The organism is Mesorhizobium sp. P2_D5 (assembly GCF_056404355.1).
The window spans coordinates 780,788-806,492 of record NZ_JBFUEE010000003.1; the positions used below are offsets into that span (position 1 = coordinate 780,788).

22 protein-coding genes are annotated in these 25,705 nt (G+C 63.8%); 15 read left to right on the top strand and 7 right to left on the bottom strand.

The window, feature by feature from the left end; genetic code table 11:
* Positions 1–211: 211 nt before the first annotated feature.
* The 7 genes from lpxC to AC1DYW_RS17070 all read left to right on the top strand — a co-directional run bounded on the left by lpxC (position 212) and on the right by AC1DYW_RS17070 (position 8,466).
* Complete coding sequence (lpxC, locus tag AC1DYW_RS17040) at positions 212–1,162, top strand: UDP-3-O-acyl-N-acetylglucosamine deacetylase (protein ID WP_477226994.1); 951 nt, start codon at positions 212–214, stop codon at positions 1,160–1,162.
* A gap of 261 nt (positions 1,163–1,423) precedes the next feature.
* Positions 1,424–2,296, top strand: coding sequence for an outer membrane protein assembly factor BamD (locus tag AC1DYW_RS17045; protein WP_095086961.1), 873 nt, complete (start codon positions 1,424–1,426; stop codon positions 2,294–2,296).
* Between the two features lie 202 nt (positions 2,297–2,498).
* Positions 2,499–4,172: a DNA repair protein RecN gene (gene recN / locus AC1DYW_RS17050; protein WP_477226995.1), complete on the top strand. Its 1,674-nt coding sequence runs from the start codon at positions 2,499–2,501 to the stop codon at positions 4,170–4,172.
* 264 nt (positions 4,173–4,436) lie between these two features.
* Positions 4,437–6,641, top strand: coding sequence for an NAD-dependent DNA ligase LigA (gene ligA / locus AC1DYW_RS17055; protein ID WP_477226996.1), 2,205 nt, complete (start codon positions 4,437–4,439; stop codon positions 6,639–6,641).
* Positions 6,641–7,333, top strand: a complete 693-nt coding sequence (locus AC1DYW_RS17060) for a DUF2461 domain-containing protein (protein ID WP_477227091.1) — start codon at positions 6,641–6,643, stop codon at positions 7,331–7,333. The genes ligA and AC1DYW_RS17060 overlap by 1 nt, the downstream gene beginning before the upstream one ends.
* Positions 7,334–7,444: 111 nt before the next feature.
* Positions 7,445–8,173, top strand: a complete 729-nt coding sequence (locus AC1DYW_RS17065; RefSeq protein ID WP_477226997.1) for an AzlC family ABC transporter permease — start codon at positions 7,445–7,447, stop codon at positions 8,171–8,173.
* Positions 8,170–8,466 (top strand): AzlD family protein, encoded by a 297-nt coding sequence (locus tag AC1DYW_RS17070; RefSeq protein WP_477226998.1) that lies wholly within the window; start codon positions 8,170–8,172, stop codon positions 8,464–8,466. The genes AC1DYW_RS17065 and AC1DYW_RS17070 overlap by 4 nt, the downstream gene beginning before the upstream one ends.
* 221 nt (positions 8,467–8,687) lie before the next feature.
* Here AC1DYW_RS17070 and AC1DYW_RS17075 read toward each other — a convergent pair whose 3' ends face one another.
* The 3 genes from AC1DYW_RS17075 to AC1DYW_RS17085 form a co-directional block, all read right to left on the bottom strand.
* Entirely contained in the window at positions 8,688–10,532 is a 1,845-nt protein-coding gene (locus AC1DYW_RS17075) for an aminopeptidase P family protein (protein ID WP_477226999.1), read from the bottom strand.
* 145 nt (positions 10,533–10,677) lie between these two features.
* The gene (locus AC1DYW_RS17080; RefSeq protein WP_477227000.1) at positions 10,678–11,550 is read right to left on the bottom strand and encodes a 50S ribosomal protein L11 methyltransferase; all 873 of its coding nucleotides are present in this window, start codon (positions 11,548–11,550) and stop codon (positions 10,678–10,680) included.
* Positions 11,551–11,629: 79 nt separating this feature from the next.
* Positions 11,630–12,208: an SCO family protein gene (locus AC1DYW_RS17085; protein ID WP_477227001.1), complete on the bottom strand. Its 579-nt coding sequence runs from the start codon at positions 12,206–12,208 to the stop codon at positions 11,630–11,632.
* Positions 12,209–12,396: 188 nt separating this feature from the next.
* On the opposite strand from AC1DYW_RS17085, the gene AC1DYW_RS17090 reads away from it, so the two are divergent.
* From AC1DYW_RS17090 to AC1DYW_RS17100, 3 genes are all read left to right on the top strand, one after another.
* Positions 12,397–12,900, top strand: coding sequence for a CreA family protein (locus AC1DYW_RS17090; protein ID WP_457151471.1), 504 nt, complete (start codon positions 12,397–12,399; stop codon positions 12,898–12,900).
* A gap of 72 nt (positions 12,901–12,972) precedes the next feature.
* Positions 12,973–13,614, top strand: a complete 642-nt coding sequence (locus tag AC1DYW_RS17095; RefSeq protein ID WP_477227002.1) for a DapH/DapD/GlmU-related protein — start codon at positions 12,973–12,975, stop codon at positions 13,612–13,614.
* 251 nt (positions 13,615–13,865) lie between these two features.
* Positions 13,866–14,291, top strand: coding sequence for a low affinity iron permease family protein (locus AC1DYW_RS17100; RefSeq protein WP_457151469.1), 426 nt, complete (start codon positions 13,866–13,868; stop codon positions 14,289–14,291).
* A 34-nt stretch (positions 14,292–14,325) separates the two neighbouring features.
* On the opposite strand, the gene AC1DYW_RS17105 is transcribed toward AC1DYW_RS17100, so the two are convergent.
* Positions 14,326–15,192 carry an SDR family NAD(P)-dependent oxidoreductase gene (locus AC1DYW_RS17105; RefSeq protein ID WP_457151468.1) on the bottom strand — a complete coding sequence of 289 codons (867 nt, stop codon included), beginning with the start codon at positions 15,190–15,192 and terminating at the stop codon, positions 14,326–14,328.
* 261 nt (positions 15,193–15,453) lie between these two features.
* Between AC1DYW_RS17105 and AC1DYW_RS17110 the strand changes: the two genes are divergently transcribed.
* Entirely contained in the window at positions 15,454–15,735 is a 282-nt protein-coding gene (locus tag AC1DYW_RS17110; protein ID WP_184874898.1) for a hypothetical protein, read from the top strand.
* Positions 15,736–15,878: 143 nt separating this feature from the next.
* On the opposite strand, the gene AC1DYW_RS17115 is transcribed toward AC1DYW_RS17110, so the two are convergent.
* Positions 15,879–16,454: a TMEM175 family protein gene (locus tag AC1DYW_RS17115; RefSeq protein WP_095086996.1), complete on the bottom strand. Its 576-nt coding sequence runs from the start codon at positions 16,452–16,454 to the stop codon at positions 15,879–15,881.
* A 166-nt stretch (positions 16,455–16,620) separates the two neighbouring features.
* Positions 16,621–18,093 (bottom strand): MATE family efflux transporter, encoded by a 1,473-nt coding sequence (locus AC1DYW_RS17120; RefSeq protein WP_477227003.1) that lies wholly within the window; start codon positions 18,091–18,093, stop codon positions 16,621–16,623.
* Positions 18,094–18,236: 143 nt separating this feature from the next.
* Between AC1DYW_RS17120 and AC1DYW_RS17125 the strand changes: the two genes are divergently transcribed.
* Positions 18,237–19,025, top strand: coding sequence for a L,D-transpeptidase (locus AC1DYW_RS17125; RefSeq protein WP_477227004.1), 789 nt, complete (start codon positions 18,237–18,239; stop codon positions 19,023–19,025).
* 55 nt (positions 19,026–19,080) lie between these two features.
* Here the strand turns inward: AC1DYW_RS17125 and AC1DYW_RS17130 are convergent, their stop codons facing one another.
* Positions 19,081–20,562, bottom strand: coding sequence for an esterase-like activity of phytase family protein (locus tag AC1DYW_RS17130; protein ID WP_457151464.1), 1,482 nt, complete (start codon positions 20,560–20,562; stop codon positions 19,081–19,083).
* Positions 20,563–20,871: 309 nt separating this feature from the next.
* On the opposite strand from AC1DYW_RS17130, the gene AC1DYW_RS17135 reads away from it, so the two are divergent.
* The 3 genes from AC1DYW_RS17135 to AC1DYW_RS17145 all read left to right on the top strand — a co-directional run bounded on the left by AC1DYW_RS17135 (position 20,872) and on the right by AC1DYW_RS17145 (position 25,701).
* Positions 20,872–23,283: a GcvT family protein gene (locus tag AC1DYW_RS17135; RefSeq protein WP_477227005.1), complete on the top strand. Its 2,412-nt coding sequence runs from the start codon at positions 20,872–20,874 to the stop codon at positions 23,281–23,283.
* Between the two features lie 9 nt (positions 23,284–23,292).
* Positions 23,293–24,846 carry a trimethylamine methyltransferase family protein gene (locus AC1DYW_RS17140; protein ID WP_477227092.1) on the top strand — a complete coding sequence of 518 codons (1,554 nt, stop codon included), beginning with the start codon at positions 23,293–23,295 and terminating at the stop codon, positions 24,844–24,846.
* Between the two features lie 99 nt (positions 24,847–24,945).
* Positions 24,946–25,701: a bestrophin-like domain gene (locus tag AC1DYW_RS17145; protein WP_477227006.1), complete on the top strand. Its 756-nt coding sequence runs from the start codon at positions 24,946–24,948 to the stop codon at positions 25,699–25,701.
* Positions 25,702–25,705: the final 4 nt, after the last annotated feature.

A 25,705-nucleotide genomic window follows, 5' to 3' on the forward strand; every position in this document is an offset into this window, starting at 1 on the left:
ATGAGATTTCAATGGCTTATCAAGCTCAACTGGATCCGGCTCGCGGTTACAAAGAGTAAGAAACCGTGATTTGGAGTCTCCCACCCGCGACATTATCTTCCGGCCACCATAGTCGGTTTGTCAGGATTTCGGGGGAAGTCGCCCTGCCTGCCGATTTCAACAAGAGCCGCGCCCTCGGGCTGGAGAAGCGGACCTTAGGCATTACGGGCTTATGGGGATTGTCTTGCACGACTATCAGACGACAGTGAAGACGCGCGCGTCGCTTACCGGCACCGGCGTCCACAGCGGCAAGGAAGTTTCCATCAGCTTCGTGCCGGCAGATGCCGATACCGGCATCGTGTTCCAGCTTTTCAACGGCGCAGTGCAGGGCCGCGAGGTTCGCGCCCTGGTTTCCGAAGTCGGCGCCACAGACCTGTGCACCATGCTTGGTGATCCCGCTGGCGAGCACATCGCCACGGTAGAGCACATCATGGCGGCGCTGTTCGGGCTCGGCATCGACAATGTCGCCATCGAGATCGACGGGTCCGAGGTTCCCATCTTCGACGGCAGCGCCATGGCGTTCGTCGAAGCCATCGACCAGGCCGGCGTCGAGACGCTGTCGGTCAAGCGCCGTTATATCAGGGTCATCAAGCCGGTTCGCATCGAGAACGGCGCCTCGTGGGCGGAGTTCAAGCCTTACGACGGCACCCGTTTCGAGATCGAGATCGACTTCGAAAGCCCGGCAATCGGCCGGCAGTTGTTCGCGTCCGACCTCAACGCCGATATTTTCCGCCGCGACCTCGCGCGCGCCCGCACCTTCGGCTTCATGAAGGATGTCGAGCGGCTGTGGGCCGCCGGCTATGCGCTCGGCTCCTCGCTGGAGAATTCGCTGGTGATCGGTGACGACAATCGCGTCATCAACATGGGCGGCCTGCGCTATCCCAACGAATTCGTCCGCCACAAGACGCTTGACGCCATGGGCGACCTGGCGCTGGCCGGCGCCCGTTTCATCGGCTGCTTCCGCTCCTATCGCGGCGGCCACAGGATGAACGCCGCCGCGCTGCGCCGCCTGCTGTCGGATCGCACGGCATTCGAGATCGTCGAGACGACACGGCGCGAGCGCGGCCGCAGCGCCGAGATGAATGCCGTCAATGCGCCGCTCTACGCGCCTTGGATGATCTGATTTACTTAACTTTTTTCGGATCCTGGCAGATAGAGGTGTTGCACGAATGCAACACCTGTTGGTGAAATTGCACTGATTTTCAAGCAGCGTCCGGCTGCCACAAAAATGTGCGATTGGCCGGCGATAGCGTTGCCGGGCAAGGCGGTTATGGTTTATGGCTGCTGCCGTCGATTAGGGCATGTCGCTCAAAAGTGGGGATCAAGTTTGGGACCACGGCATGCAACACGCATTGAAATAACGCCGAAAGGGCGGAATCCAATCATGTTCTTCAAGCGAGTTGGTCAATCGAAAGCGCCGCAGCGGGCTGTTTTCCTGGCGCTTTCGGTGGTTGTTCCATCGCTCTTCCTGTCGGCCTGCATGTCGTCGGAGAAAGATATCGACCTGTCGACCTATGTCGACCAGACCGAGCCGGCCGATGTTCTCTACAATCAAGGTCTTGCCAATCTGAATGCCGGGCGCCTGCAAGAGGCGAGCCGCAAATTCGATGCCGTCGACCGCCAGCATCCTTATTCGGAATTCGCCCGCAAATCGATGGTGATGGGCGCTTTCGCCGACTATCGCCAGGGCAACTACGACGAGGCGATCGGCTCGGCCAAACGCTACCTCACGCTCTATCCTTCGACTGATGACGCCGCCTACGCGCAGTACATCATCGGCTTGAGCTACTACCGCCAGATCAAGGACGTGACGCAAGACCAGAAGGAAGCGCGCCAGACCCTTCAGACGATGCAGGACCTGGTGACGCGCTGGCCGACATCGGAATATGTCGATGACGCCAAGGAAAAGATGCGCTTCGCCAACGACCAGCTGGCCGGCAAGGAAATGCAGATCGGCCGCTACTATCTCGAGCGGCGCGAATACATCGCCGCCGTCAAGCGCTTCCGCACCGTGGTGGAGAACTATTCCAACACGCGCCATGTCGAGGAGGCTCTCGCCCGCCTGACTGAAAGCTATTACGCGATGGGCCTGACCTCGGAGGCACAGACCGCCGCCGCGGTGCTCGGCACCAACTACCCCGACAGTTCGTGGTACAAGGATTCCTACAAGCTGCTGCAGAGCAATGGGCTTGCGCCGCGCGAGAATGCCGGCTCGTGGATATCCAAGGCCGGGAAGATGATCACCGGCGGCGCCTGACCCCAGAGCATTGGACCGAAGCGTACGCAACGCTTTTTCGGATTGATCCGGTGCCCAAACAAAAAGATAGTGCGGCGCTGCGACTCCAGATGGTCGCGTGCCGCTCTAAAGCGCATCGCGCTTTAAGTCTTTTGTTTTTGTGCATGTCGTTATCCCAAAACTGGGTCCACTTTTTGGCGACATGCAATAGGTCCGGGTTCTGATGCTTTCCAGACTGTCGATCCGCGATATCGTCCTGATCGAGAAGCTGGATATCGACTTCCAGCCGGGTCTTTCCGTGCTGACCGGCGAAACCGGCGCCGGCAAATCCATCCTGCTCGATGCCCTCTCGCTGGCGCTCGGCGCGCGTGGCGACGCGTCGCTGGTGCGCCATGGCGCGGCGCAGGGCCAAGTGATCGCCGTCTTCGACGTCCCGCGCAACCATCCAGCCCGCACACTGCTTGCCGAAAACGCCATCGACGATGACGGCGACATAATCCTGCGCCGCCTCCAGACGGCGGATGGCCGCACCCGCGTCTTCGTCAACGATCAGCCTTCGAGCGTCACGCTGATGCGCGATGTCGGCCGCGCGCTGGTCGAGATCCACGGCCAGCACGACGAACGCGCTCTGGTCGATCCCGGCGCACACCGCGATGTGCTTGACGCTTTCGGCGGCCATCTCGGCGCTGTCCGCTCGACCGGCGAGGCGTGGCGGCACTGGCGCGCCTGCGAGCACGAGCTGTCGCGTCACAGCGCCAAAGTGGCGGCGGCCGCGCGTGAGGCCGACTATCTGCGTGCGGCGGTGGCGGAGCTGACGAAGCTCGATCCGCAGCCGGGCGAGGAGACCGATCTCGCCGAGCTGCGCGCATCGATGATGCGGGCGGAAAAGATCGCTTCCGAAATCCATGACGCGCAAGATGTGCTGTCCGGTCCGTCCTCGCCCTTGCCGCAACTGGCGAGCCTGCTCAGACGGCTGCAGCGCAAGGTGACGGAAGCACCGGGCCTGCTCGACGACGTGGTCAAGTCGCTCGACGAGGCAATGCTGTCGCTAGATGCCGCGCAATCGGGCGTCGAGGCCGCACTGCGCGCCACCGAATATGATCCACAGCGGCTGGAGAAGGCGGAGGAGCGGTTGTTTTCGCTGCGCGCCGCTTCGCGCAAGCACACTGTCGCCGTCGACGACCTGGCGCAATTGCGCGACACGATGTCGGCCGATCTCGCCGATCTCGATGCCGGCGAGGAACGCTTGCATGGGCTCGAAAAGCAGGCTGCCGCGGCACGCGAGACCTATGACATTGCAGCCGCACAACTGTCCTCGCTGCGCCATGCGGCGGCGGTCGGCCTGACCAAGGCGGTCATGGCCGAGTTGCCGGCTCTAAAGCTCGAACGCGCCGCCTTCATCGTCGAGATGAAGAGCGAGGCCGAGAGCCGCATGGAAGAAGGCATCGACCAGATCGAATTTTGGGTGCGCACCAATCCAGGCACACGGCCTGGGCCGATGATGAAGGTCGCTTCCGGCGGCGAGCTTTCTCGCTTCTTGTTGGCGCTGAAGGTGGCGCTGGCCGACCGTGGCTCGGCGCCGACGCTGGTTTTCGATGAAATCGACACCGGCGTGGGCGGCGCTGTCGCCGACGCCATCGGCCAGCGGCTGGCGCGATTGTCGAAACGCGTCCAGGTGCTGTCGGTCACGCATGCGCCGCAGGTAGCGGCACGTGCGGCGACGCATTTCCTGATCTCCAAGTCGGGCAGCACCGACCGAGTCGCGACCGGCATTGCCGAGATGGACCGGCCGGCGCGGCAGGAAGAGATCGCGCGCATGCTGGCCGGCGCCACCATCACCGACGAGGCGCGCGCCGCCGCCGAGCGGCTGCTGCGCGAGAACACCGCCGCGTCCTGACGATGCACGGTTCGCCAGGCTGGCAAAAATCCCGGCTTCGCAACAGAGTCAGCTTGTGGCGCCATCCCGCTGTTTCGGCGCGGTTTTATCAGAATTTTGCTCCCTTGGATCCGAAAGCTGATCTATGGTCGCGGACCACCAAAGCGCGTCGCGCCGAATCGGATTTGCGCGACGCGCTCTGGGTCTTTGTTGCTATGCGTGTCGTTGTCCCAAAACCGCTGCGCACTTTTGGGCGGCATACATCTATGAGCCGGGTCTGAAACCATGTCCGAAAAACCAGTCGATGCCCTGACAGACAGCGAAGCCAAAGCCGAGCTGAAGCGCTTGGCGGAAGAGATCGCCGAGCATGACCGGCGCTACCATACCGAGGATGCGCCGATAATCTCCGATGCGGAATATGATGCGTTGACGCGCCGCAACCTTGCCATTGAGCAGCGCTTTCCGGCGCTGGTGCGCGAGGATTCGCCGTCGCGCAGGGTCGGTGCGGCGCCGGCGGAAGGCTTCGCCAAGGTGCGCCATGCGGTGCCCATGCTCAGCCTCGCCAAGGCCTATACCGACGAGGATGTCGCCGACTTCATCGAACGCGGCCGGCGGTTCTTCGATCGCGACAAGGATCTCGACATCGCCTTCACGGCCGAGCCGAAGATCGACGGTTTGTCGGCATCGCTGCGCTATGAAAGCGGTGTGTTCGTGCAGGGCGCAACGCGTGGCGACGGTGCCGTCGGCGAGGACATCACCGCCAATCTCAGGACGATCGCCGACATCCCCGCGAAGCTGAAAGGCTCGGGCTGGCCAGAAATCATCGAGATACGCGGCGAGGTCTATATGACCTACGCGGAATTCGAGGCGCTGAAGCAACGCTCGGCGGCGGTTGGCGGCCAGGACTACGTCAATCCGCGCAACACGGCGGCCGGTTCCCTGCGCCAGAAGGATCCATCCGTCACCGCCAGCCGCAACCTCAAATTCTTCGCCTATGCCTGGGGCTATACGTCTGAGGATCCCGCTCCGACCCAGTACGGCGCCGTGCAGAAGTTCAAGGATTGGGGGTTCGCGATCAGCCCGCTGATGGTGCGGGCGAAGTCGGCCGAGGAGTTGATCGCGCATTATCATCGGATCGAGGAGCAGCGCTCCTCGTTGGGCTACGACATTGATGGCGTCGTCTACAAGGTCGACCAGCTGGAGCTGCAGCGCAGATGGGGTTTCGTCACCGGCGAGCCGCGCTGGGCGGTTGCGCATAAATTCCCCGCCGAACAGGCGATGACGACCGTGCAGAAGATCGACATCCAGGTCGGCCGCACCGGCACGCTGGCGCCGGTTGCGCGGCTGGCGCCGGTCACGGTCGGCGGCGTCGTGGTCGAAAACGTCACGCTGCACAATGAGGACTACATCAAGGGCCTGGACAGCACGGGACAGCCGATAAGGGACGGCATCGACGTGCGCATCGGCGATACGGTGGTGATCCAGCGGGCAGGGGATGTCATTCCACAGATCGTCAGCGTCGTCATCGACAAGCGTCCGCCCGACGCCGTGCCATACGAATTCCCGCACACCTGTCCGATCTGCGGCTCGCCCGCGACGCGTGAAATCAACGAGAAGACAGGCAAGGAAGATTCCCGCCGCCGTTGCACCGGCGAACTGATCTGCCCCGCGCAGGCCGTGGAAGGATTGCGGCACTTCGTGTCACGCGGTGCCCTGGACATCGAAGGCCTGGGCGCCGAGAACATAGACACTTTCTTCAATGCGGGATTGATCAAGACAGCCGCCGATATCTTCACGCTCAGGGATCGCCGTCCGGCCGTCACCAAGGCGTTGGCCGAGCGGCGCGAGGAGCAGGCCAGGCAGCGCGAGGCGGCATCGGGCAAGACGCGCAAGAATGTGCGCAGCGTCGAGGATCGCAATTACGAAGGCCTCGACAAACTGTTTGCTGCCATCGACTCGCGCCGCGAACCGGAACTGGACCGCTTCATCTTCGCGCTCGGCATCCGCCATATCGGCGAAACCACGGCCGCAGTGCTTGCCAAAACCTTCTCGACCATCGAGGAACTGATCCGCGTCGGCAAGGAGACAGCGGCGGCCGACGATCCGCACAGCGTTTTCCCATCGGTCAACGGCATCGGCGACACGGTCATCGATGCGCTACGCGACTTCTTCGGCAACGAACGCAACGACGACGTGCTGGACGCGCTGCTCAAACAGGTCAAGCCGAAGCCGTATATCGTGACCATCTCGGCCGACAGCGCGGTGGCTGGCAAGACGATTGTGTTCACAGGCACGCTGGAAAAGATGACCCGCCCCGAAGCCAAGGCAATGGCCGAACGCCTCGGCGCGAAGGTCGCGGGCTCGGTTTCGGCGAAGACGGATCTGGTGGTCGCCGGGCCGGGCGCCGGCTCCAAGCTCAAGCTCGCCAGCGAGCTCGGCGTCGAAGTGATCGACGAGGACGCCTGGCTGGTGCGGATCGGCAAGGCGTGATGGAAGGTGCATTCAAGGGTTTCGGGCAGAAGGCCATTCCGTTCCTGAAGGCGCTGGATTTCCATCAGAGCCGGGAGTGGTTCCTGGAAAACCGCGACCTGTTCGAAAAGGAGTTGCGCGATCCCTTCGGCGATCTGGTCGAAACGCTCACGGAGCGTTTCACGCAAGCTGGGCTCGGCCTGCGCGGCGATCGCAAGAAGTCGCTGTTCCGTATCAACCGCGACGTGCGCTTCGCCAAGGACAAGCGGCCTTACAACCGGCATCTGTCGGCGATCCTGTCGCCCGACGGCACCAAGATGGCGCACGGCGTGTTCTACGTTCATGTCGGGCTCGAGGGTTGCTTTGCCGACGTTGCCTGGTGGCAGCCGGAGCCGGCACTGCTGCTGGCTATGCGCAAAGCCATCGCGACGCAGCCTGACAAGTTCCGCGCCATGGTAAAGGCGCTGAAGAAGAACGGCCTTGAGCTTGAGACGGAAGGCCGCATGAAGCGTACCCCACGCGGCTTCGAGCAGATCAGCGAACCCGATCTGACTGACGCCATCCGCAACCGGCATTTTGTCGTCCAGCATGTGATCGACCCGGCGGGGATCCATGGTGCGCAGCTGGTCGGCGAACTCGTCGATTTCACCTTGCGCGCCAGGCCGCTTCTCGACTGGGGCAGGGCGATCGAGGGCAAAGCCCTCGCCGCCTAGCCTTCGACAAGCATCACGACGATCATTTCCGCTGATCATTTGGCTCAAGCAAATTCGTGTGACAGACCGGGCTGCGCCACCTACATACCGCCCTTCGCAAGGGAGTGATTGATGGCGACGGACGCAATCTCCGAGAGTGGTGCAAGGAGCGATTTCTGGCAGGGCGTACGGCTCTCGATGCCTGTCGTGGTGGCGTCGGCGCCATTCGCGGTGCTGTTCGGGGCGCTTGCGGTCGACAATGGCTTCTCGGTCCTCGAGGCCTTTCTGATGAGCGCGCTGGTCTATGGCGGCGCCAGCCAGATGGTCGGTATCCAACTGTTCGGCCAGCATGTCGCGCCTTGGCTGATCGTGCTGTCGATCTTTGCCGTCAACTTCCGCCATGTGCTCTATTCCGCCGGCATCGGCCGGCGCATCGCGCACTGGCCCATCATCGAGCAGGCGCTCGGCTATTTCATCCTCACCGATCCGCAGTTCGCCGTGGCCGAGGCGAGGGCGCAATCCGGCCAGACGGTCGGCTTCGCCTGGTATCTTGGACTTGGCCTGCCGGTCTATGTGTTCTGGGTGATCGAAAGCGCGCTTGGCGCGGTGTTCGGCAAGCTGATCCCCGACACGCATGCGATGGGCATCGATTTCCTGCTGCCGATCTATTTTCTCGGTCTCGTCCTGGGCTTTCGCAAGCGGCCGCTGTGGCTGCCGGTGGTCATTGCCAGCGCTGCCGCCTCGATCATTGCCTACAAGACCGTCGGCTCGCCCTGGCACGTCTCGATCGGCGCGGTTGCCGGTGTGCTGCTCGCCGTCATCCTGCCACCTCACCACAGCGGCGTGAAGGCACGGCCATGACCACGACATTCTGGATCATCATCGCCGGTGCGATCGCGACCTATCTGACGCGCATCGGCGGGCATCTGGTCATCTCCCGTTTCGAGAACATCCATCCGCGCGTCGAAGCCGGCCTCAATGCAGTGCCGGCGGCGGTCCTGACGACACTGGTCGCGCCGGAGCTGTTGAACGCCGGGCCGGCGGAATGGGCAGCACTGGTTGTCACCGCCGTAGTTTCGCTGCGCGGCGGGCTGATGTCGATGTTTCTCGCCGGCGCGGCGGTGCTGATACTGGCGCGGCAGTTCGTCGGGTAGGAATTCTGCCGTGCGACCGTGGCGCCGCCCCTCATTGTCTTGCCCGGCATTTCTCCCCGTATAGAGACGGGGAGAAAGACGCTGTCATTGAGGGTTTCGCCAATCGCCAGCGTTGCAGAAAAGGGCGCCGAGGTCGCAACGGCCCCTTCTCCCCGTCACTATACGGGAAGAAGATGCCGGCAGGCAGATGAGGGGTAGCGCCAGCTTTCCAAGACCAGCCCCTAAATCTTCGCATCGTGCGGCAGCGGCGCGGTGGCCTTTTCCAGCCAGGCCAGCGTTTCGCCGTCTAGCATCGGTCCGATCTCAGCCAGCACGCGGGCATGGTAGGCGTCGAGCCAGTGCAGCTCGTCGCGCGTCAGCAGATCGGTGCGCACCAGGCGGATGTCGATCGGCGCCAGCGTCAGCGTCTCGAAGCCGTGCATGGCGATGTCGCCGCCCTCGACCTGTTCCGCCGGCGTCACCAGGATCAGGTTCTCGATGCGGATGCCGTAGCAGCCTTCCTTGTAGTAGCCGGGCTCGTTGGACAGCATCATGCCTTCGAGCAGCTTTTCGGTGCCGGTGCGGGCAATGCGCTGCGGGCCTTCATGGACGGCCAGATAGGAGCCGACGCCATGGCCGGTGCCGTGGGCAAAGTCGCAGCCGTGCTTCCACAGCGCCATGCGGGCGACGGCGTCGATCTCCGAGCCGCGTGTGCCGGCGGGGAAGCGCAGCGTCGAAATACCGATCATGCCTTTCAGCACCAGCGTGAAGCGTTCGCGCATTTCCTCGGTCGGCTGGCCGATCGGCACCGTGCGGGTGATGTCGGTGGTGCCATCCTGATACTGGCCGCCGGAATCGAGCAGGAACAATTCGCCGGCCTGCAGTTTGCGGCTGGTGGCACGCGATACGCGGTAGTGCATGATGGCACCATTCTGCCCAGCACCGGAAATGGTGTCGAAGGAGATGTCGCGCAGCGGCATCTGGGTTTCCTCGCCGGTCTGCCGGCGCGTCTCTTCCAGCCTGGTCACCACGGTGATCTCGTCGAGCGAGCCGGGTTTCTGGCGCTCCAGCCAGCACAAAAGCTTCGCTACTGCAGCGCCATCGCGCCGATGCGCGGCGCGGGAACCGTTTATCTCGGCCTGGTTCTTGGTGGCGCGTGGAATGCGGGCAGGGTCGGCTGCGGCAACCACGGTGCCGCCATTGTCCTCGACCAGCATGCGCAGCCTGTCGGCCGCCAGCACCGGGTCGAGCGCGATCTTCGCGCCACCCTTGGCAAGGGCCTCGATCGCCGCCTCGAATTCGCCGGGCTCATGTGGCTCGGCGAGCTGCGTGAGATAGGCCTCGACCTGGCGCGAGAATTTGCGCCCGTCCATGAACAGCTGATGCGATCCGTCGGCTGCGAGGATGGCGAAGCCGAGCGCCAGCGGTGTATGCGGCACGTCACCGCCACGGATGTTGAAGGCCCAGGCGATGGAAGAGGGGTCGGTCAGCACCGCATGGGTGGCGCCGTCCTTGGCGATCGCCGTTGCCAACCGCGCCAGCTTGTCCTTGGCGAGTTCGCCGGCAAAGCCGATCGGGTGGAGCTCGACCGGCGCTACCGGCGCCTCGGGCTGGTCCTTCCAGATGATGTCGATCGGGTTCTTGTCGAGCGGCACCAGCACAGCGCCAGTCTTGTCGGCCGAGGCCTGCAGTGCCTTGACCTCACTGATGGTGTGCAGCCACGGGTCAAATCCGAGCCGTGCGCCCTTGCCCAGATTGTCCCTGAGCCAGGCGGCTGGCGGGTTGTCGACCAGGCTTTCGATCGAAAAAATGTCGAGATCGACCTCGTGGCGCACCTGCAGCGTGTAGCGCCCGTCGACAAAGACGAAGGCGCGGTCGCGCAGCGCGATGGCGACACCGGCCGAGCCGCTGAAACCGGTCAGCCATTTCAGCCGCGCCGAGCGATCGGCGACATACTCGCCCTGATGTTCGTCGGCGCGCGGCACGATGAAGCCGTCCAGCCCGTTGGCGGCCAGCCACTGGCGCAGCAGCGCGACGCGCGGCTTGCCGACAGCCGGATCGCCCGCGGAATCGAAGGTCTGGAACATCGTGGCCTCCCTGAATTGCGCGCGACCGTAGCGCACGGGCTTGAAAATCGGAATCGATTTCCGGCTGGCGCAACCTGCTACAGCATCGCTTGACTGACAACCGGCCGGGCTTGGTCCAAGCTGGGTCGTTGCCGGCGTGTCGGCCTCAATGCTTGAGGTGGATCGTCACCCAGCCCTCGCGGTGCAAGGTGCGCACGTGGCGGAAGTTCTGGCCGACATAGGCCGAGACGACGGCGTCGCGCTGGCGCTCGAGGATGCCTGACAGCGCGATCGAGCCACCAAGTGCGATGTGATCGGCCATTTGCGGTGCAAGCCGCATCAGCGGCCGCGCCAATATGTTGGCGACGATGAGATCGAAGGGCGCGCGCTTGCCAAAGATCGGGTGGTGAAAGCCCGGCGCGGTCACCGTCTCCACCAGCGCCTTGACGTGGTTGAGCCGCGCATTGGCGGCAGCCACCCTGACCGCCACCGGGTCGATGTCAGTGGCCAGCACCGGGATGTGCGCCAGCTTGGCGACGGCGATGGCCAACACCGCGCTGCCGGTGCCGAGGTCGAGCGCATTGCGCGGGTGCTCGCGGCGCATGACCTTTTCCAGCATTTCGAGGCAGCCGGCGGTGGTGCCGTGGTGGCCGGTGCCGAAGGCAAGACCCGCCTCGATCTCGATGGCGAGTTCGCCGCTGTGGCGCTTCCGGCGGTCATGCGCGCCGTGGACGAAGAAACGGCCGGCGCGCACCGGCTTCAAGCCTTCCAGCGAGCGTGCCACCCAGTCGATGTCGGGCAGGGCCTCGCGGCCGATCGGCTTCGCGATGGAAAGGCCGGCAAGGATGTCCTTGGCCCGCGCCTCGACGGCATCGACGTCGCCATCGGCATAGAGCGACACTTCGTAAATGTCGCGATCTTCATCGACCTCCAGCACGGCGATCGGCAGGCCTTCATCCTCGAAGGCCGCCTCGAACGCCGCGAAAATGCTGACAGATTCGAGCTTTCCGGTGATGAAATGAAGCCGCGTCTGGGTCATGGATTAAGTGTCTTGCTCGAGCATGATCTTGTCCGAAAACCGGTTCCACTTTTCGCTGACGCGGTCCTTCGGTTCGGGATCATGCGCCCTCGGCCAGTCGCTTCAACTTGGCGACGGCCGTGTCGGCGCTTTCGCCATAGGCGATGGTGCCGGCAAAGTCGCCCTTGGCGTTGAGCAGCAGCACCGAGGCGGTATGGTCCATCGTGTAGTCGCCGTCGCCGGTGTCGACTTTCTTCCAGTAGATGCCGAACGACTTGGCCATGGCATGGACCTTGTCCGGATCGCCGGTGATGCCGACGATGCGGTCGGAGAAATTGCTGACATAGGCGTTCATCACATCGGGCGTGTCGCGCTCCGGATCGACCGAGACGAAATAGGCATGCAGGTTTTTGCCGTCGTTGCCGAGGGTCTTCAGCCAGCCCGCCAGTTCGAACAGCGTGGTCGGGCAGACTTCGGGGCAATGGGTGAAGCCGAAGAAGACGACGCTGGGCTGGCCCCTGAACGCGGCCTCGGTGATCGGCGCGCCTTTCTGGTCGACCAGGGTGAAGGCAGCGCCGAAGGGCTCGCCGCCATAGTGGCCGCGGTACCAGTCGAAGGTCAGCCAGCCGATGCCGGCCGCCATCAGGACGAGAATGCCGACCAGAATAGAACGCATCATCAGTAAGGTCCGTCCACAGAATCATCGGGGCGCCGGCCCAAGGCCGCGCCAGCACGACAGTCTTAACGGTTCGACCCCGTCCAGGCAAAGTGCCGCGTTGCCGCAACCGCAGTGGTGTCGATGTATATGCTTGCAAAGCGGGGTTGGTCGCCCCACCTGTGACCGGCAACTCGAAGCAGGAGGCTCCCTTGCAGGCACTGATTGGGCGGAAACTGATCGGCGGCGCGTTGGCCGCGTGCGTTGTCCTTGGCGCTGGCACGGCGGTGGCCGATGAAGTCGGCAAGGTCGGTGTCGACTGGCTGGGCAACGACATCATCGTCGAGGCGATCAAGGATCCGAAGGTGGAGGGCGTCACCTGTCACGTCGCCTATTTCGATCGTGGCATCATCGACCGCCTGCATAAGGGCAACTGGTTCGAGGATCCGTCCGACTCCTCGATCTCCTGCCGCCAGACCGGCCCAATCACCATCGGCGACATCGATATGAGCGAAGGCGGCGAGGAAGTGTTCAAGCAAGGCATCAGCCTGATCTGGAAGAAGCAGGTGGTGAACCGCATCTACGACAAGGCCAACGAGACGCTGATCTACCTGTCGCATTCACGCCAGGTGCAGAACGGCTCGGCCAAGATGTCGGTCACCACCGTGCCGCTCTACGGCCAGAACGTTGTGTGGACCAGCGGCAAGCCGAAATAGGTGGGTCGGCCCGAGCTTACGGACGATTGGTCCAGCTTGCGGGACCAATCGCCTAGGGGTAAAGCCGCCTGCATGGACCGTTCCGAAAATCTCGTCCCGAAGGATTCCGAGCCGCGCATCCATCCGACCGCGGAACTAAAGGCCTGCAAGCTCGGCCGCTATGCCTCGATCGGCGAGCGGGTGGTGCTGCGCGAGGTGACAGTCGGCGACTTCTCCTATTTCGAGCGCCACGCCGAAGCGATCTACACGACGATCGGCAAATTCTGTTCGATCGCTTCAAACAGCCGCATCAACGCCCTGGAGCACCCCATCGAGCGGCTCACCCAGCACAAGGTCAGTTACCGGCCGAACGAGTATTTTCGCTGGCTGGGCGTTGACGCCGCATTCCGCGAGCGGCGGCAGGCGAAAGCAGTGACCATCGGCCATGATGTCTGGATCGGCCATGGCGCGGTGATCATGCCCGGGGTCACCATCGGCAATGGCTCCGTCATCGGCGCCAATGCGGTGGTGACGCATGACGTACCGTCCTACGCCATCGTCGCCGGGGTGCCGGCCAGACCGCTCAGATCACGCTTCCCGGCCACTGTCGCGGCTCGGATCGAAGCGCTCGCCTGGTGGGACTGGCCGGTCGAAAAGCTCGCCAGGGCGGTTCCCGACATGCAGGCATTGCCGATAGAGGCTTTCCTCGACCGCTGGGAAAACGACGCCATCTGACCGGACTGAAACCCCTTCCGCCATGCGGGGGTGGCGCGGCGGAAGGGGCTGGAGATAACCCGCTGGGTAGCGGAAGGAACAGGCACTCTTGCCTGTGCCGCTATTGTGGCATTGAAGCCATAAGGCGTGTTTTCCGCCTTGTTCCCTTTATGCGTGTAGCCAATTGCGCCTGACGTATTTGTTTGCGCCGGGAACCTGAAGCGGTCGCCGGTTGTTTCTCATCGTGCCGCTGCGTTGAGGGATTTCGACACATGGAAAAGCTTTTCACCAAGATCGCCAACTGGGTCGCCCATGTCACCGGCCTGCCGCTGACGTTTGCCGCCTGCTGCCTGATCGTCGTCGTCTGGGCGGTGACCGGGCCGTTCTTCGGCTTTTCGGACACCTGGCAGCTCGTCATCAACACCGGCACGACCATCATCACCTTCCTGATGGTCTTTCTCATCCAGAACACCCAGAACCGCGACGGCGCGGCGATCCAGGCCAAGCTCGACGAGCTGATCCGCGTCAGCGAGGGCCACAACAACTTCATCGGCATCGAACATCTGACCGAATCGGAGGTCGAGGAGATCCGTGACAAATGCGAGCGTGCGGCCAGGCGGCATGACGAGAAGATCGCTGCCATGGCGGCAAAGAAGGCCGTGGCGCAGAAGCGCGGACCGAAGAAGCACGCGGCTTGAAAGGCTGGAATTCAGGATCAGTCTCTGAGAACGCTCATTGCTTCATGTAGGCCGCGAAAGGCTCCTTGTAGTCCGGATGCCAGCGCGACAGGGCCGGGCGGTTCTCGATGATGTCGCCGATCGCCCAGGCCATGCGCTTTTCATCCAGCGGCCGCGCCGCCTCATTGTCCGGGCACAGGATGTAGAAATCGCCCCTGGTCAGGGATTCCAGCATGAAATCAATGACCTGTTCGCCGCTCCAGGCGCCGGCCGGTTTTTCGGTCGCGCCCTCGGTGAGGCCAGTAAAGGTGAAGCCGGGGATCAGCAGATGGGCGGCGAGATGGGCGCCGGGTTCGTTGCGCAGCGCGTGTGCCAAGCCTTCCGTGTAGGTCTTCACGCCAGCCTTGGAGACATTGTAGGCGAGGTTGCCGGGCGGCGTGGTGATGCCTTGCTTGGAGCCGGTGTTGACGATCAGGCCGGGCTTGGCCGAGGCCAGCATGCGCGGCGCGAAGGCCTCGACGCCATGCACGACGCCCCAGAAATTGATGTCCAGAAGCCGCCTCCAGGCATCGCGGTTTTCCCAGGGCTTTCCGGGGTTGTTGCCAACGCCGGCATTATTCATCAGCAGCGACACGTCGCCGAAGGCGCCGAACGCTCTTTCGGCGAGACGGTCCACTTCATCCGCGTTCGAAACGTCGGCGGCAACGGCAAGCACAGCATCGTCGCCCGCAATCGCGGAAACGGCGCGGGAGGCGTCGTCAAGGCGTGCGCTGCCGATGTCTGCCAGCACGATCTTCATGCCCATCAATGCAAGCCGCTTGGCGGCCGCAAGACCAATACCGCTGGCGGCGCCGGTGATGACGGCGGTGTTGCCCGGGCCAAGCGCGGGCAGGGCGGTCTGGATTTCGGCGTCGGTGATCATGGGCTATGGGGTCCTTCTTTCGATGGCGCAGAACTTAGCGCTGGAACGGGCCAGCGCAAGCCTCACTGCGCGTAAAGCGCATTGGGTTTGAAGCGATTTATGCGGCGCGCTTCAGGCCTTGTTTTCATGCATGTCGTTGTCCCAAAGCCGCTGCGCCCATTCGGGCGGCATGCACTGGCCCGGGTTGACCAGCCCGGCCGAGGCTGCGCATGTTGCCGCGGCAAAAGGAGACTTTTGCCGTGAGAGATGGAGATTTCCTGATTGACGGACTGGGTCGCAATTCTGAAGGAACAGACCGCCACGGGCGATCAGATGAGCCGCGAGGTGCCGCAGATGCTGGCCAACCCCGACATCAGCGAAGCGCAGGTGAAAACGCTCTTTTCCGCGCTGGAGAAACAAGCCGAGTTCGTCGAGAAGCTGCGCATGGCACTGGAGAAATTCGGCCATGATTTCTCGATCATCAAGGCGGCGGAACGGCTGGAGGAGCGCTATGCCGACCTTGCCGCCTCGGTGGCGGAAAAGCTGAAGGCGATGCGAAAGTGAAGCAATTCCAGGAAAAGTGTGAAACGGTTTTCCGTCCGGAATTGCGTAAGACATAGGTAGAGAAATTCCGTGAAAAGTGTGAAGCGGTTTTCGCGGGAAAAGCGCGTAGCGCTTTCCCTGGGAATCGCGTCAGACAAAAAGCGCTATTTTTCGATCACCCGGGCGAAGCGCCTATCCGGCACAAACCAGATCATCGCAACCAGCACATAAAGCGCGACGCCGATCCACTGACTGACGAAGGTCAGCAGGACGCCTGCGATGTAGAGGCTCAGCGAGATCTTGCCCTTGCGGTCATTGCCCAGCGCCTTGGCAAAGGCGGTCTCGTTGCCATGCAGGCGATGCAGTGCTGCGGCCAGTATCGTATAGGCGACGGCGCATAGCACGAGATCGATGCCATAGACGGCGACCGGCACCGGTGCGAAGTGGTTCTCGCCCATGAAGGCCGTCGTCACCGGCATCAGCGACAGCCAGAACAAAAGATTGAGGTTCGCCCACAGCACGCGGCCGTCGACGCGCTGCACGGTGTGGAACATGTTGTGCAGATTGTTCCAGTAGATGCCCACGTTGATGAAGGACAGCACATAGCTGAAGAAGATCGGCCACAACGGCAACAGGGCGGAAACATCCTCGCCATGCGGCACTTTCAGCTCGAGCACCATGATGGTGATGATGATGGCCACGACGCCATCGGTGAATGCCTCGACCCTGCCTTTGCCCATAAGTCCTCCCCCACTGTCGGCGAAATCTACGCGATAGCGGGACAGGCGGCTACCCGCCATGTGGCTGGGCGACCACCTCTGAGGACGGAACGGATCGGGGCGGTTCGGGTGGAAGAAGAACAATACGCCGCCGTTGCCGGCGAAGTGCGGAGGCATTGCTTGTCTTTCAGCCGTTGGGCATCTCGGGCGCCATATTCGCGCGCTGGCGCGGCACACCAAGGCCGGTATCCGGAGGCTCGCCGGCAGCCGGCCTGTCCTCGATCATGTGCAGGGTGCGCCAGCGGCCGAAGCGGTAGTAGGCCGCGGCCAGCACCAGCGAGGTGATCGAGCCGGCCGGGAAACTCCACCACAGCGCTTCCTCGCCGATCACGCCGCGCATGAAATAGGCGAAGCCGGTGCGCACAACCAGCACCGAAATCACCAGGATGACGAGCGGCGGCATCACAGCGCCGGTGGCGCGCACGGTGGCGAACAGCACGATGGTGATGCCGAACAGGATGAACGACCAGGACGCAACATTGTTGATGTGGGCGGCGATGTCGATCGCAGCGCTGTCGTTGCTCAGGAACAGGCTCAGCACCGAACGGTCGAAAAGCCAAAGCACGGCAACCAATGCGCCGGTCAGCACCAGGTTGAAGCCGACACCGGAGGCGGCGATGCGGCCGATCCGGTCCCAGCGGCCGGCGCCGACATTCTGCGCCGCCATCGAGGAGACCGCCGCACCGATGGCGAGCGCCGGCATCTGGATGTAGGTCCAAAGCTGCGCGGCGATGCCGTAGGCGGCGGCGACCTGCGAACCGTAGGAGTTGACGATGCCCATCACCGTCAGCGCCGCCACCGAGATGACGATCATCTGCAGGCCCATCGGCACGCCCTTGAACACGATGATGCGCAGCAAGGCAGGGTCGGGCCGCAGCAGAGCGAGGTTGGCGCCGGCCAGCCGCAGCGGGTGCTTGCGCACATAGAGCACGATCAGAATGGCGATTGCGCTGACCGTCTGGCCGATCAGCGTCGCGGTGGCGGAGCCAGCGATGCCGAGTTCCGGGAATGGCCCGATGCCACGGATGAGCAACGGGTTGAGCACAATGTCGAGGACGACGGCGAGCGCCATGAACGAAAAGGGCGTGCGTGAATCGCCGGCGCCGCGCAGCACGGTCATGACGAAGGACAGAAGGTTCATCATCGGCACGGCGACAAAGATGATGCGCAGATAGGAGCGCGCCAGCGGCAAGGCATCGGCCGGAGTGCCGAGCGTGTTGAGGATGGCGTCGACCCATATCCAGCCGCAGACCGCGAAGATGACCGAGATGAGGAAGAAGAAGGTCGCGCTGGTGCCGACGATGCGGCGCGCCTCGGGCAGGTCGCGGGCGCCGACCGACTGTGCCACCAGGATGGTGGCGGCCATGCCGACGCCGAACACCGTGCCGAGGATGAGGAACAGGACGAGGTTGGCGTTGGAGGTAGCCGTCAGCGCCGATTCGCCTAGAAAACGGCCAACCCAGACGGCGTTGATCGAGCCGTTGAGCGACTGCAGCACGTTGGAGCCGAGCACCGGCAAGGCGAACAGCAGCAGCGTGCGCGGGATCGGGCCACTGGTCAGGTCGCCGGTGCGCCGGCGCGTGGGCATCTTGTCGTCCATGGCAAGGCAACTCGGCGAAGGCTTATGTCAGGTCCGGTCCGTGCCTTGATCTAATCATGTTCTCAAAGCTTCCGTAATCGGATAGTGGTTCTGGGCGCGTGGGGCGCGTTCCTTACTTGATCAAACTCGTAAGCCGGGGGTTCATGTCCGATATTCCGCTGTTTTTTAAGCGCCTGAACAGGCGCTCGTTTCTCGGTGCCTCCGCTTTGGGCGCGGCCTCCGTGGCTCTTTCGGCGTGCACCACGACGGAGGTGGTGACGCCGCCAATGGCAGCGCCGCCAAGCGATCCGGCCTTCGGCGATGTCGCAACCATGTATGAGGCGCGCGTCGACGAGGGCTATCAGCTGCCGGCGATCCCGGTGGCCAAGATGGATCCGAAGTTCGTGCGTCAGATCGTGTCCGACCCGACCGGAGAAAAACCTGGCACGATCGTCGTCGATGTCTCCGAGCACTTCCTCTACCTGGTGCGCGACGGCGGCAAGGCTATCCGCTATGGCGTCAGCCTGGGCAAGGCCGGTTTCCGATGGACCGGCAGCGCCGTGGTCCAGGCAAGGAAGAAGTGGCCGGTCTGGACGCCGCCGCCGGAAATGATCCAGCGCCGGCCGGAACTGGCGAAATACAAGGACGGCATGCCGCCCGGCCCGCAGAGCCCGCTAGGCGCCCGCGCGCTGTATCTCTTCCGCGACGGCAAGGACACGATGTATCGGCTGCACGGAACACCGGAGTGGGATTCGATCGGGAAGAACGCTTCGTCCGGCTGTGTGCGCTTCATGAACCAGGACATCATCGACCTCTACGGCCGCGTCAACGGACCCGCGCCGGTCTTCGTACGCGCAAATCTGTCGGCCGCCGCGAAGATCACCGCCGTGTCGAACAGGACGGCCGAGCCGATCGACGCGGGCGTACCGAAGGACGCGGAGATGTTGCAGTAAGTGTGCCTTCAGGATCTGTAGGCGGACGCGCTTGGCGTCCGCCTGGGTCGTGTCGTTACTTCTTGGCGAGGCCGGGAAGCGTGACCTGATAGACCGTGAACATGGTGTCGACATCGGCGCCGTCCTCGGCCTTGTAGGGTGCGCCGACCTGGAACCCGTCCTGGGTGAGGAAGTCGTTGTCGTTGGCCACGAACAGGAAATAGTCGTCCGGCAGCTTGGGATCGAGCACGCTGACCACCGACATCGCCTCCCACTTTTCCGAAAGGTTGTTCTTGTCGTTCGGCGCGCCATTGTGCAGGCCGAAGCGGCCGAGTTCGCCCTTGTCGTTGAGGTCGATGAACGGCGTCAGCTTGGCCGGCGTCACCGATGGGTCGAGCACGCCCTTGGGTGCCACCGGCTTGTCGGCGGCGTCGAAGGCGCCACCGGCGATGTCGGTCGCAGCGGAGAGATCGACGATGTTGATCTGGCGAAGCAGCGAGGTGTCGCCCTTCAACCCCTGGCCGTTGCCGCTGTCGCGGGTCAGCATCAGGAAGGTCTGGTCGGACAGGGCGACGATCTCGCTCTGCGCCGCCACCTTGGTCTTGCCCTTGGCATCCTTGAACACCGGCAGCGGCACGACATATTCGTGCGCCAGCTTGAGATGGGCGAGGTCGGAAGCGTCATAGACCAGCGCGCGCGTGTTCTGGCGCGTCGCGCCGGAATCGCCGCCATCCTGCCGGGGCGCCGACTGCAGCACGGCGATCAGGAACTTGCCGTCCGGCGTCATCGCCATGCCTTCGAGGCCCTGGTTGTTCTGTCGGCCGGTATCGGGATCCTTCGGATCGGGCTCGGCAGCACCTGGACCTGGATTGTCCGAGGCGAAGTTCGGCGCGCCATGGCGCATCGGCACGAGGGCAGCCGGCGGCTGGGTCGCCGACAGCAGGCGGCCTTCAGCGGAAAACCGATAGATGTTCGGGCCGTATTCGTCGGAGATGAACATCGAGCCGTCGGCTAGCCGCACGATCGCCTCGTTGTCGAGCGCCAGCTTGCCGTTGGCCTCGGGCAGGATCGGCATGTCGCCGCTTGCTGCGCGCACGCCGTTGAGCGGGTCGAGGCCCGTGGCATCAGCGCCCTTGTCGTCGGTCAGGAGCATGGTGTCGGCGAGTGTCGCCTTGACGCCGGACTGCTCCTGGCCGGCAGCGGGTGCCGCACCAGGCGCGGTTGGCGCGAACTCGATGCCGATCGTGTTGAGGCGCGGCCGGTAGTCGGTGGTGCCGACGACATTGTAGCCGCGGTCCGGCAGCAGCCAGAGCGAACCCTTGTAGCCGTCGGCACCATGCGTCCAGCCGGCGGTGTCGATCGCCATGCCGGAACCTGAGCCGAACGTTTCGCCGAACTTGTCCTTCTGGCTGGCCGGGATGCGGCCGACGCCGACCAGTCCCTTGTTGACGAAGCTGATGCCGCCGACGGTCGCGGTGCTGTCGGCCAGCGCCGGCGTCAAGGCGGTGAACAATGCCAGCGCGACGCCGAGCGACGCGGTTCGGTGCAGGTGTTTCATGGATGATCCTCTTTGTAACAAAGCGTGCCGGAGCGGCCGATGGCGAAAGAGCTGAAAGAGGTGCGGCATCGATGATGCCGCGCGCGCCTCCCCGAAAGCGGTCTACGGCGCAAACATGATGCTTGCGTGACAGCGCGCGCAATGCCCCGTCGGGTTCTTCACACGCCGATAATAACCTGTGGTCGCACCAAAGAATTGATCACTCCCTTCTAGCTCAAGTCGACAAAGCGTGGTGTGCGTGCATCGTACTAGACACATATGTCCAGTGCGTATATGGTGCAGCCTTCGGACTAACCGGGGAGGGAAGCCTTGAAGTCGCACTACCGCGCAGTCGTCATCGGAGGTGGCGTGGTCGGAGCCTCGGTGCTCTATCATCTGACACGGTTCGGCTGGAGCGATGTGGCGCTGATCGAGCGAGCCGAACTGACGGCCGGTTCGACCTGGCACGCGGCGGCCGGGTTCCACGCGCTCAATGCCGATCCCAACGTCGCGGCGCTGCAGGACTACACCATCAAGCTCTATCGCGAGATCGAGGCCGAATCCGGCCAGGACGCGGGCCTGCACATGACGGGCGGCGTCAACATGGCCAGCGATCCCCAGCGCTGGGAGTGGCTGAAATCGGCCTGGGCCGTGTTCCAGTCGGTCGGCATCGAAACGGCTCGCCTGGTGACACCGGAAGAGATCAAGGAGATCTGCCCGATCGTCGATGTCAGCGACGTGCTCGGCGGCCTCTATGATTCCAACGAAGGCCATCTCGACCCTTACGGAGCGACGCATGCCTATGCCGGCGCCGCGAAAAAGCGTGGTGCCGACGTGATCCTGCGCAACCGCGTGGTCGCGTTGAAGGCGCGTGCCGACGGGCACTGGGATGTCGTCACCGAGCAAGGCACGATCGTGGCCGAGCATGTCGTCAACGCCGGCGGGCTGTGGGCAAAGCAGCTCGGCCGCATGGCCGGCGTCGACTTGCCGGTGACGCCGATGGAGCACCACTATTTCATCACCGAAGACATTCCGGAGGTTGCCGCTCTCGACAAGGAACTCGGTCTTGCGGTCGATCTCGACGGCTTTTCCTACCTCAGGCAAGAGCGCAAGGGCGTGCTGCTCGGCGTCTACGAGCAGAACCCGAAGCACTGGAACATGGATGGCGCGCCATGGGATTACGGCATCGAGCTGATCCCGGAAGACATCGACCGCATCAGCCCGGAACTGTCCAAGGCCTATGAGCGCTTTCCGTGCCTGAGGACGGCCGGCATCCGCAAATGGGTCAACGGCGCCTTCACTTTCACCCCCGACGGCAATCCGATCGTCGGGCCGGTGCGCGGGCTGAAGAATTACTGGCTTGCCTGTGGCGTCATGGCCGGCTTCAGCCAGGGTGGCGGCGTCGGCAAGTCGCTGGCCGAGTGGATGATCTATGGTGAGCCGCAGGCCGACATCTTCGGCATGGATATCGCCCGCTATGGCGCCTTCGCGGCCAACCGCGAATATCTCAGGCAGACGACGCGCCAGTTCTATTCGCGCCGCTTCGTCATGACCTTTCCCAATGAGCGGCTACCCGCCGGCCGGCCGCTGAAACGCCCCGGCGCCTATGACGGCATGACGGCGGCGGGATGCGAATGGACGGCGTCCTGGGGTCTGGAAATCCCGGCCTATTTCGCACCGATGGGGTTTCGCGAGAACACGACGCTGCGGCGTTCCAACGCCTTCGACATCGTCGGCGACGAGGCGCTGCAGGTTCGGCGTGCCGCCGGTCTCGTCGATATCTCGGCCTATGCGCGTTATGCGGTCTCGGGGCAAGGGGCCGAAGCATGGCTTGACCAGTTGCTTGCCTGCAGGCTGCCGAAGCCGGGACAGGCGAGGCTGGCGCCGATGCTCGGCCATGACGGGCGGCTGAAGGGCGACCTCACGGTCATCAACTGGGGTGGCGGCGACTATTGGCTGATGGGCTCGTACTATCTCAGGGAATTCCACATGCGCTGGTTCGAGAGCCATGCGGCGGAGGGGATCACTGTCACAGACCTTTCCGACACGATGAGCGGCTTCCTGCTGACTGGGCCGAATGCACGCAAAATCCTGGCGCGCACGACGCATCAGGACATGTCGGGCGCGGCACTGCCGTTCATGGCCTGCGGGGCATTCGACATCGGTATGGTGCCCGCGCGGGTTGCCCGCCTTTCGATCGCCGGTGAGCTCGGTTTCGAGATCAGTTGTCCGGTCACCATGCATGCCGGCTTGCGCGAAACGCTGCTGGCCGCCGGCGAGGATCTCGGCCTTGCCGAGATCGGCTATTACGCGCTGAATGCGCTGCGGCTGGAGAAGAGTTTCGGCATCTGGTCGCGTGAATTCACCCAGGGCTACACACCCGATCAGGCCGGTCTCGACCGGTTCATCGCGTTTGGGAAGGGTGACTTCACCGGTCGCGAGGCGGCATTGAAACAGCGGGAGGGCGGCAGCGGCCAATGCCTGGTGACGCTGGAGATCGATGCCATCGACGGTGACGCCAGCGGCTTCGAGCCGGTCTGGCATCAAGGCCGGCGCGTCGGCTTCGTCACTTCGGGCGGCTATGGCTATACTGTCGGCAAAAGCCTGGCGCTGGCGCTCGTCGATCGTGATTTCGCAGGCGAGGGCACCGCGCTCTCGGTGCATGTCGTCGGCACGGAGAGGCCGGCGCGCGTCATCGCGGCCTCGCCCTACGACCCCGAAGGCAAGGCGATGCGGCAATGAGGAGGATTTCTGATGGATGACGCGGCACGTGACAGCAGGCGCGAGCGCCGGCGTGGACGGACGGGCGAAGCCGGCTCGGAAACCAGCCGCCGCCCCAATTACCGTTCGCTGAGGAACCCGTTCCTGCCGCAGCCGATCTTTTCGGATGATCAGGTTGCCGCCATCCACGACACGGCGCTGCGCGTGCTGGAAGAGCTCGGTATCAAGGTGCTGCTGCCGCAGGCGCGTGAACATTTCGCCCACGCCGGCGCCCTGGTCGATCCGGACACCGACATGGTGCGCATCGGCCGCGATATGGTGACGGCGGCACTGGCCTCGGCGCCGAAGTCGATCCATGCTCATGGCGGTGCTCACACTCGCGATCTGACCCTCGAACTCGGCTCGATGACTTTCCTGGCCGGATGCGGGGCGCCGAACGTCACCGATCTCGAGCGCGGCCGGAGGCCGGGCACGCTGGCCGATTTCGAGGATCTGATACGGCTGGTGCAGCATTTCGATGTGCTGCATATGCTGGGACCCTGCATCGAGCCGCAGGACGTCGACAACCGCTTTCGCCACTATGCGGTCAACCGCGCGCAGCTGACGCTCTCCGACAAGCTTCCGTTCGTCTTCGCGCGCGGCACGCCGCAGGTCGAGGACGGCTTCGAGATGCTGCGACTGGCGCGCGGCCTGTCGCAGGACGAATTCCTTGCCGGCGCGCACTGCTACACCGTCATCAATACCAACTCGCCGCGCCAGCTCGACATCCCGATGGCGCAAGGCATCATCGATTTCGCCAGGGCCGGGCAGATCTCCGTCATCACGCCCTTCTGCCTTGCGGGCGCGATGGCGCCGATCACGGTCGCCGGTGCACTGACGTTGCAGCATGCCGAAGCGCTGGCGGGACTGACGCTGGCGCAGATCGTGCGGCCCAGTGCACCGGTCGTCTATGGCTCCTTCTCCTCCAATGTCGACATGAAATCAGGCGCGCCCGCCTTCGGCACGCCAGAGCATGTCAAGGCGACGCTTGGCGCCGGCCAACTGGCGCGCTTCACCGGGCTGCCATGGCGGTCCGGCGGCGGCAGCGCGGCCAACATTTCGGACGCGCAGGCGGCGCACGAGACGCAGTTCGCGCTGTGGGGCTCGGTGCTGGCCGGGGCGACGATGTGCATCCATGCCGCCGGCTGGCTGGAAGGCGGCTTGAGCGTTTCCTTCGAGAAGCTGGTCACTGATATCGAGGCGTTGCAGACGGTGGCTGAACTCTGCGCCCCGACGCCCGGCGACATCGATTCCATCGGCTTCGAGGCAATCGCCGAGGTACAGCCGGGCGGTCACTTCTTCTCGGCCGGCCACACCATGGCGCGCTACCGCACCGCCTTCTACGAACCGCTGGTCGCCGACTGGTCGAATTTCGGCAATTGGACGCAAGGCGGCTCGAAGACGGCGAGCGAGCGGGCCACCGGTGTCTGGAGGCGCACACTTGCCGATTTCGTGCCGCCGGCTACGGCTGTCGCGACCGCCGGCGTCCTCGACGCGTTCATCGCCCGGCGCACGCAAGAGGGCGGCGCAGCACCGGTGTCCTGAGGGCGGGAGCCGTCGCGCAAGACGCGTGACGCAGCTTTCGCGACGTGATCGGTGCCGGGGTCATTGGCAATCGGCGCATCCCGTGCAGAAATGGGCGTCATGCGCGAAACTTTGATCGCAGTGATGATCTTCCTGTGCCTGACAGCGGCGCCGCTGGTCAGCATGGCGATCTGGCCCAGGCTGCCGATCAGACATCGCGACGAAGATACGAACAACGTGGTTCGGCTCGCCGCCAACCTGTTTGGGGTTATGACGTCGCTGGTGCTCGGCCTGATGATCAACTCGGCCAAGAACACGTTCGAATCGATCGATCACAACGTGCACGACTATGCGACGGAGCTGATCCTGCTCGACAGGACCTTGCGCGAGTATGGCCCGGAGACCGACGAGGCGCGCCAGCTGCTGGTCGTCTATGTGCAGAGGGTGGCGGGCGACGCTTCGCCGACCGGTGAAACGCCGGTCATCGCCAACCGGCTGTCCGAACATCTGCTGACGGAGATCGGCACCCAGCTGAGGGCGCTGGAGCCGGCCGACGCGGCGCACAGCTCCCTTCTGCAGGATGCCGGTCAGCGTCTGCAGAAAGTGGTGGAGTTGCGATGGATTCTGATCGAGCAGTCGGAGGGCACGATCCCTGCGCCGCTGATCGCCATGCTGGTTGCGTGGCTGGTGCTGATCTTCGCCAGCTTCGGGTTCAGGGCACCGCGCAACGCCATCACGGTTTCGACCTTCGTGGTTTCGGCCGTGCTGATCGCCGGTGCGATCTACCTCATCCTGGATATGGACATACCGTTCTCCGGCCCGATCCAGATTTCGCCGGCGCCCCTGCAGAGGGCATTGGCGGAATTGCAGCGATGATACG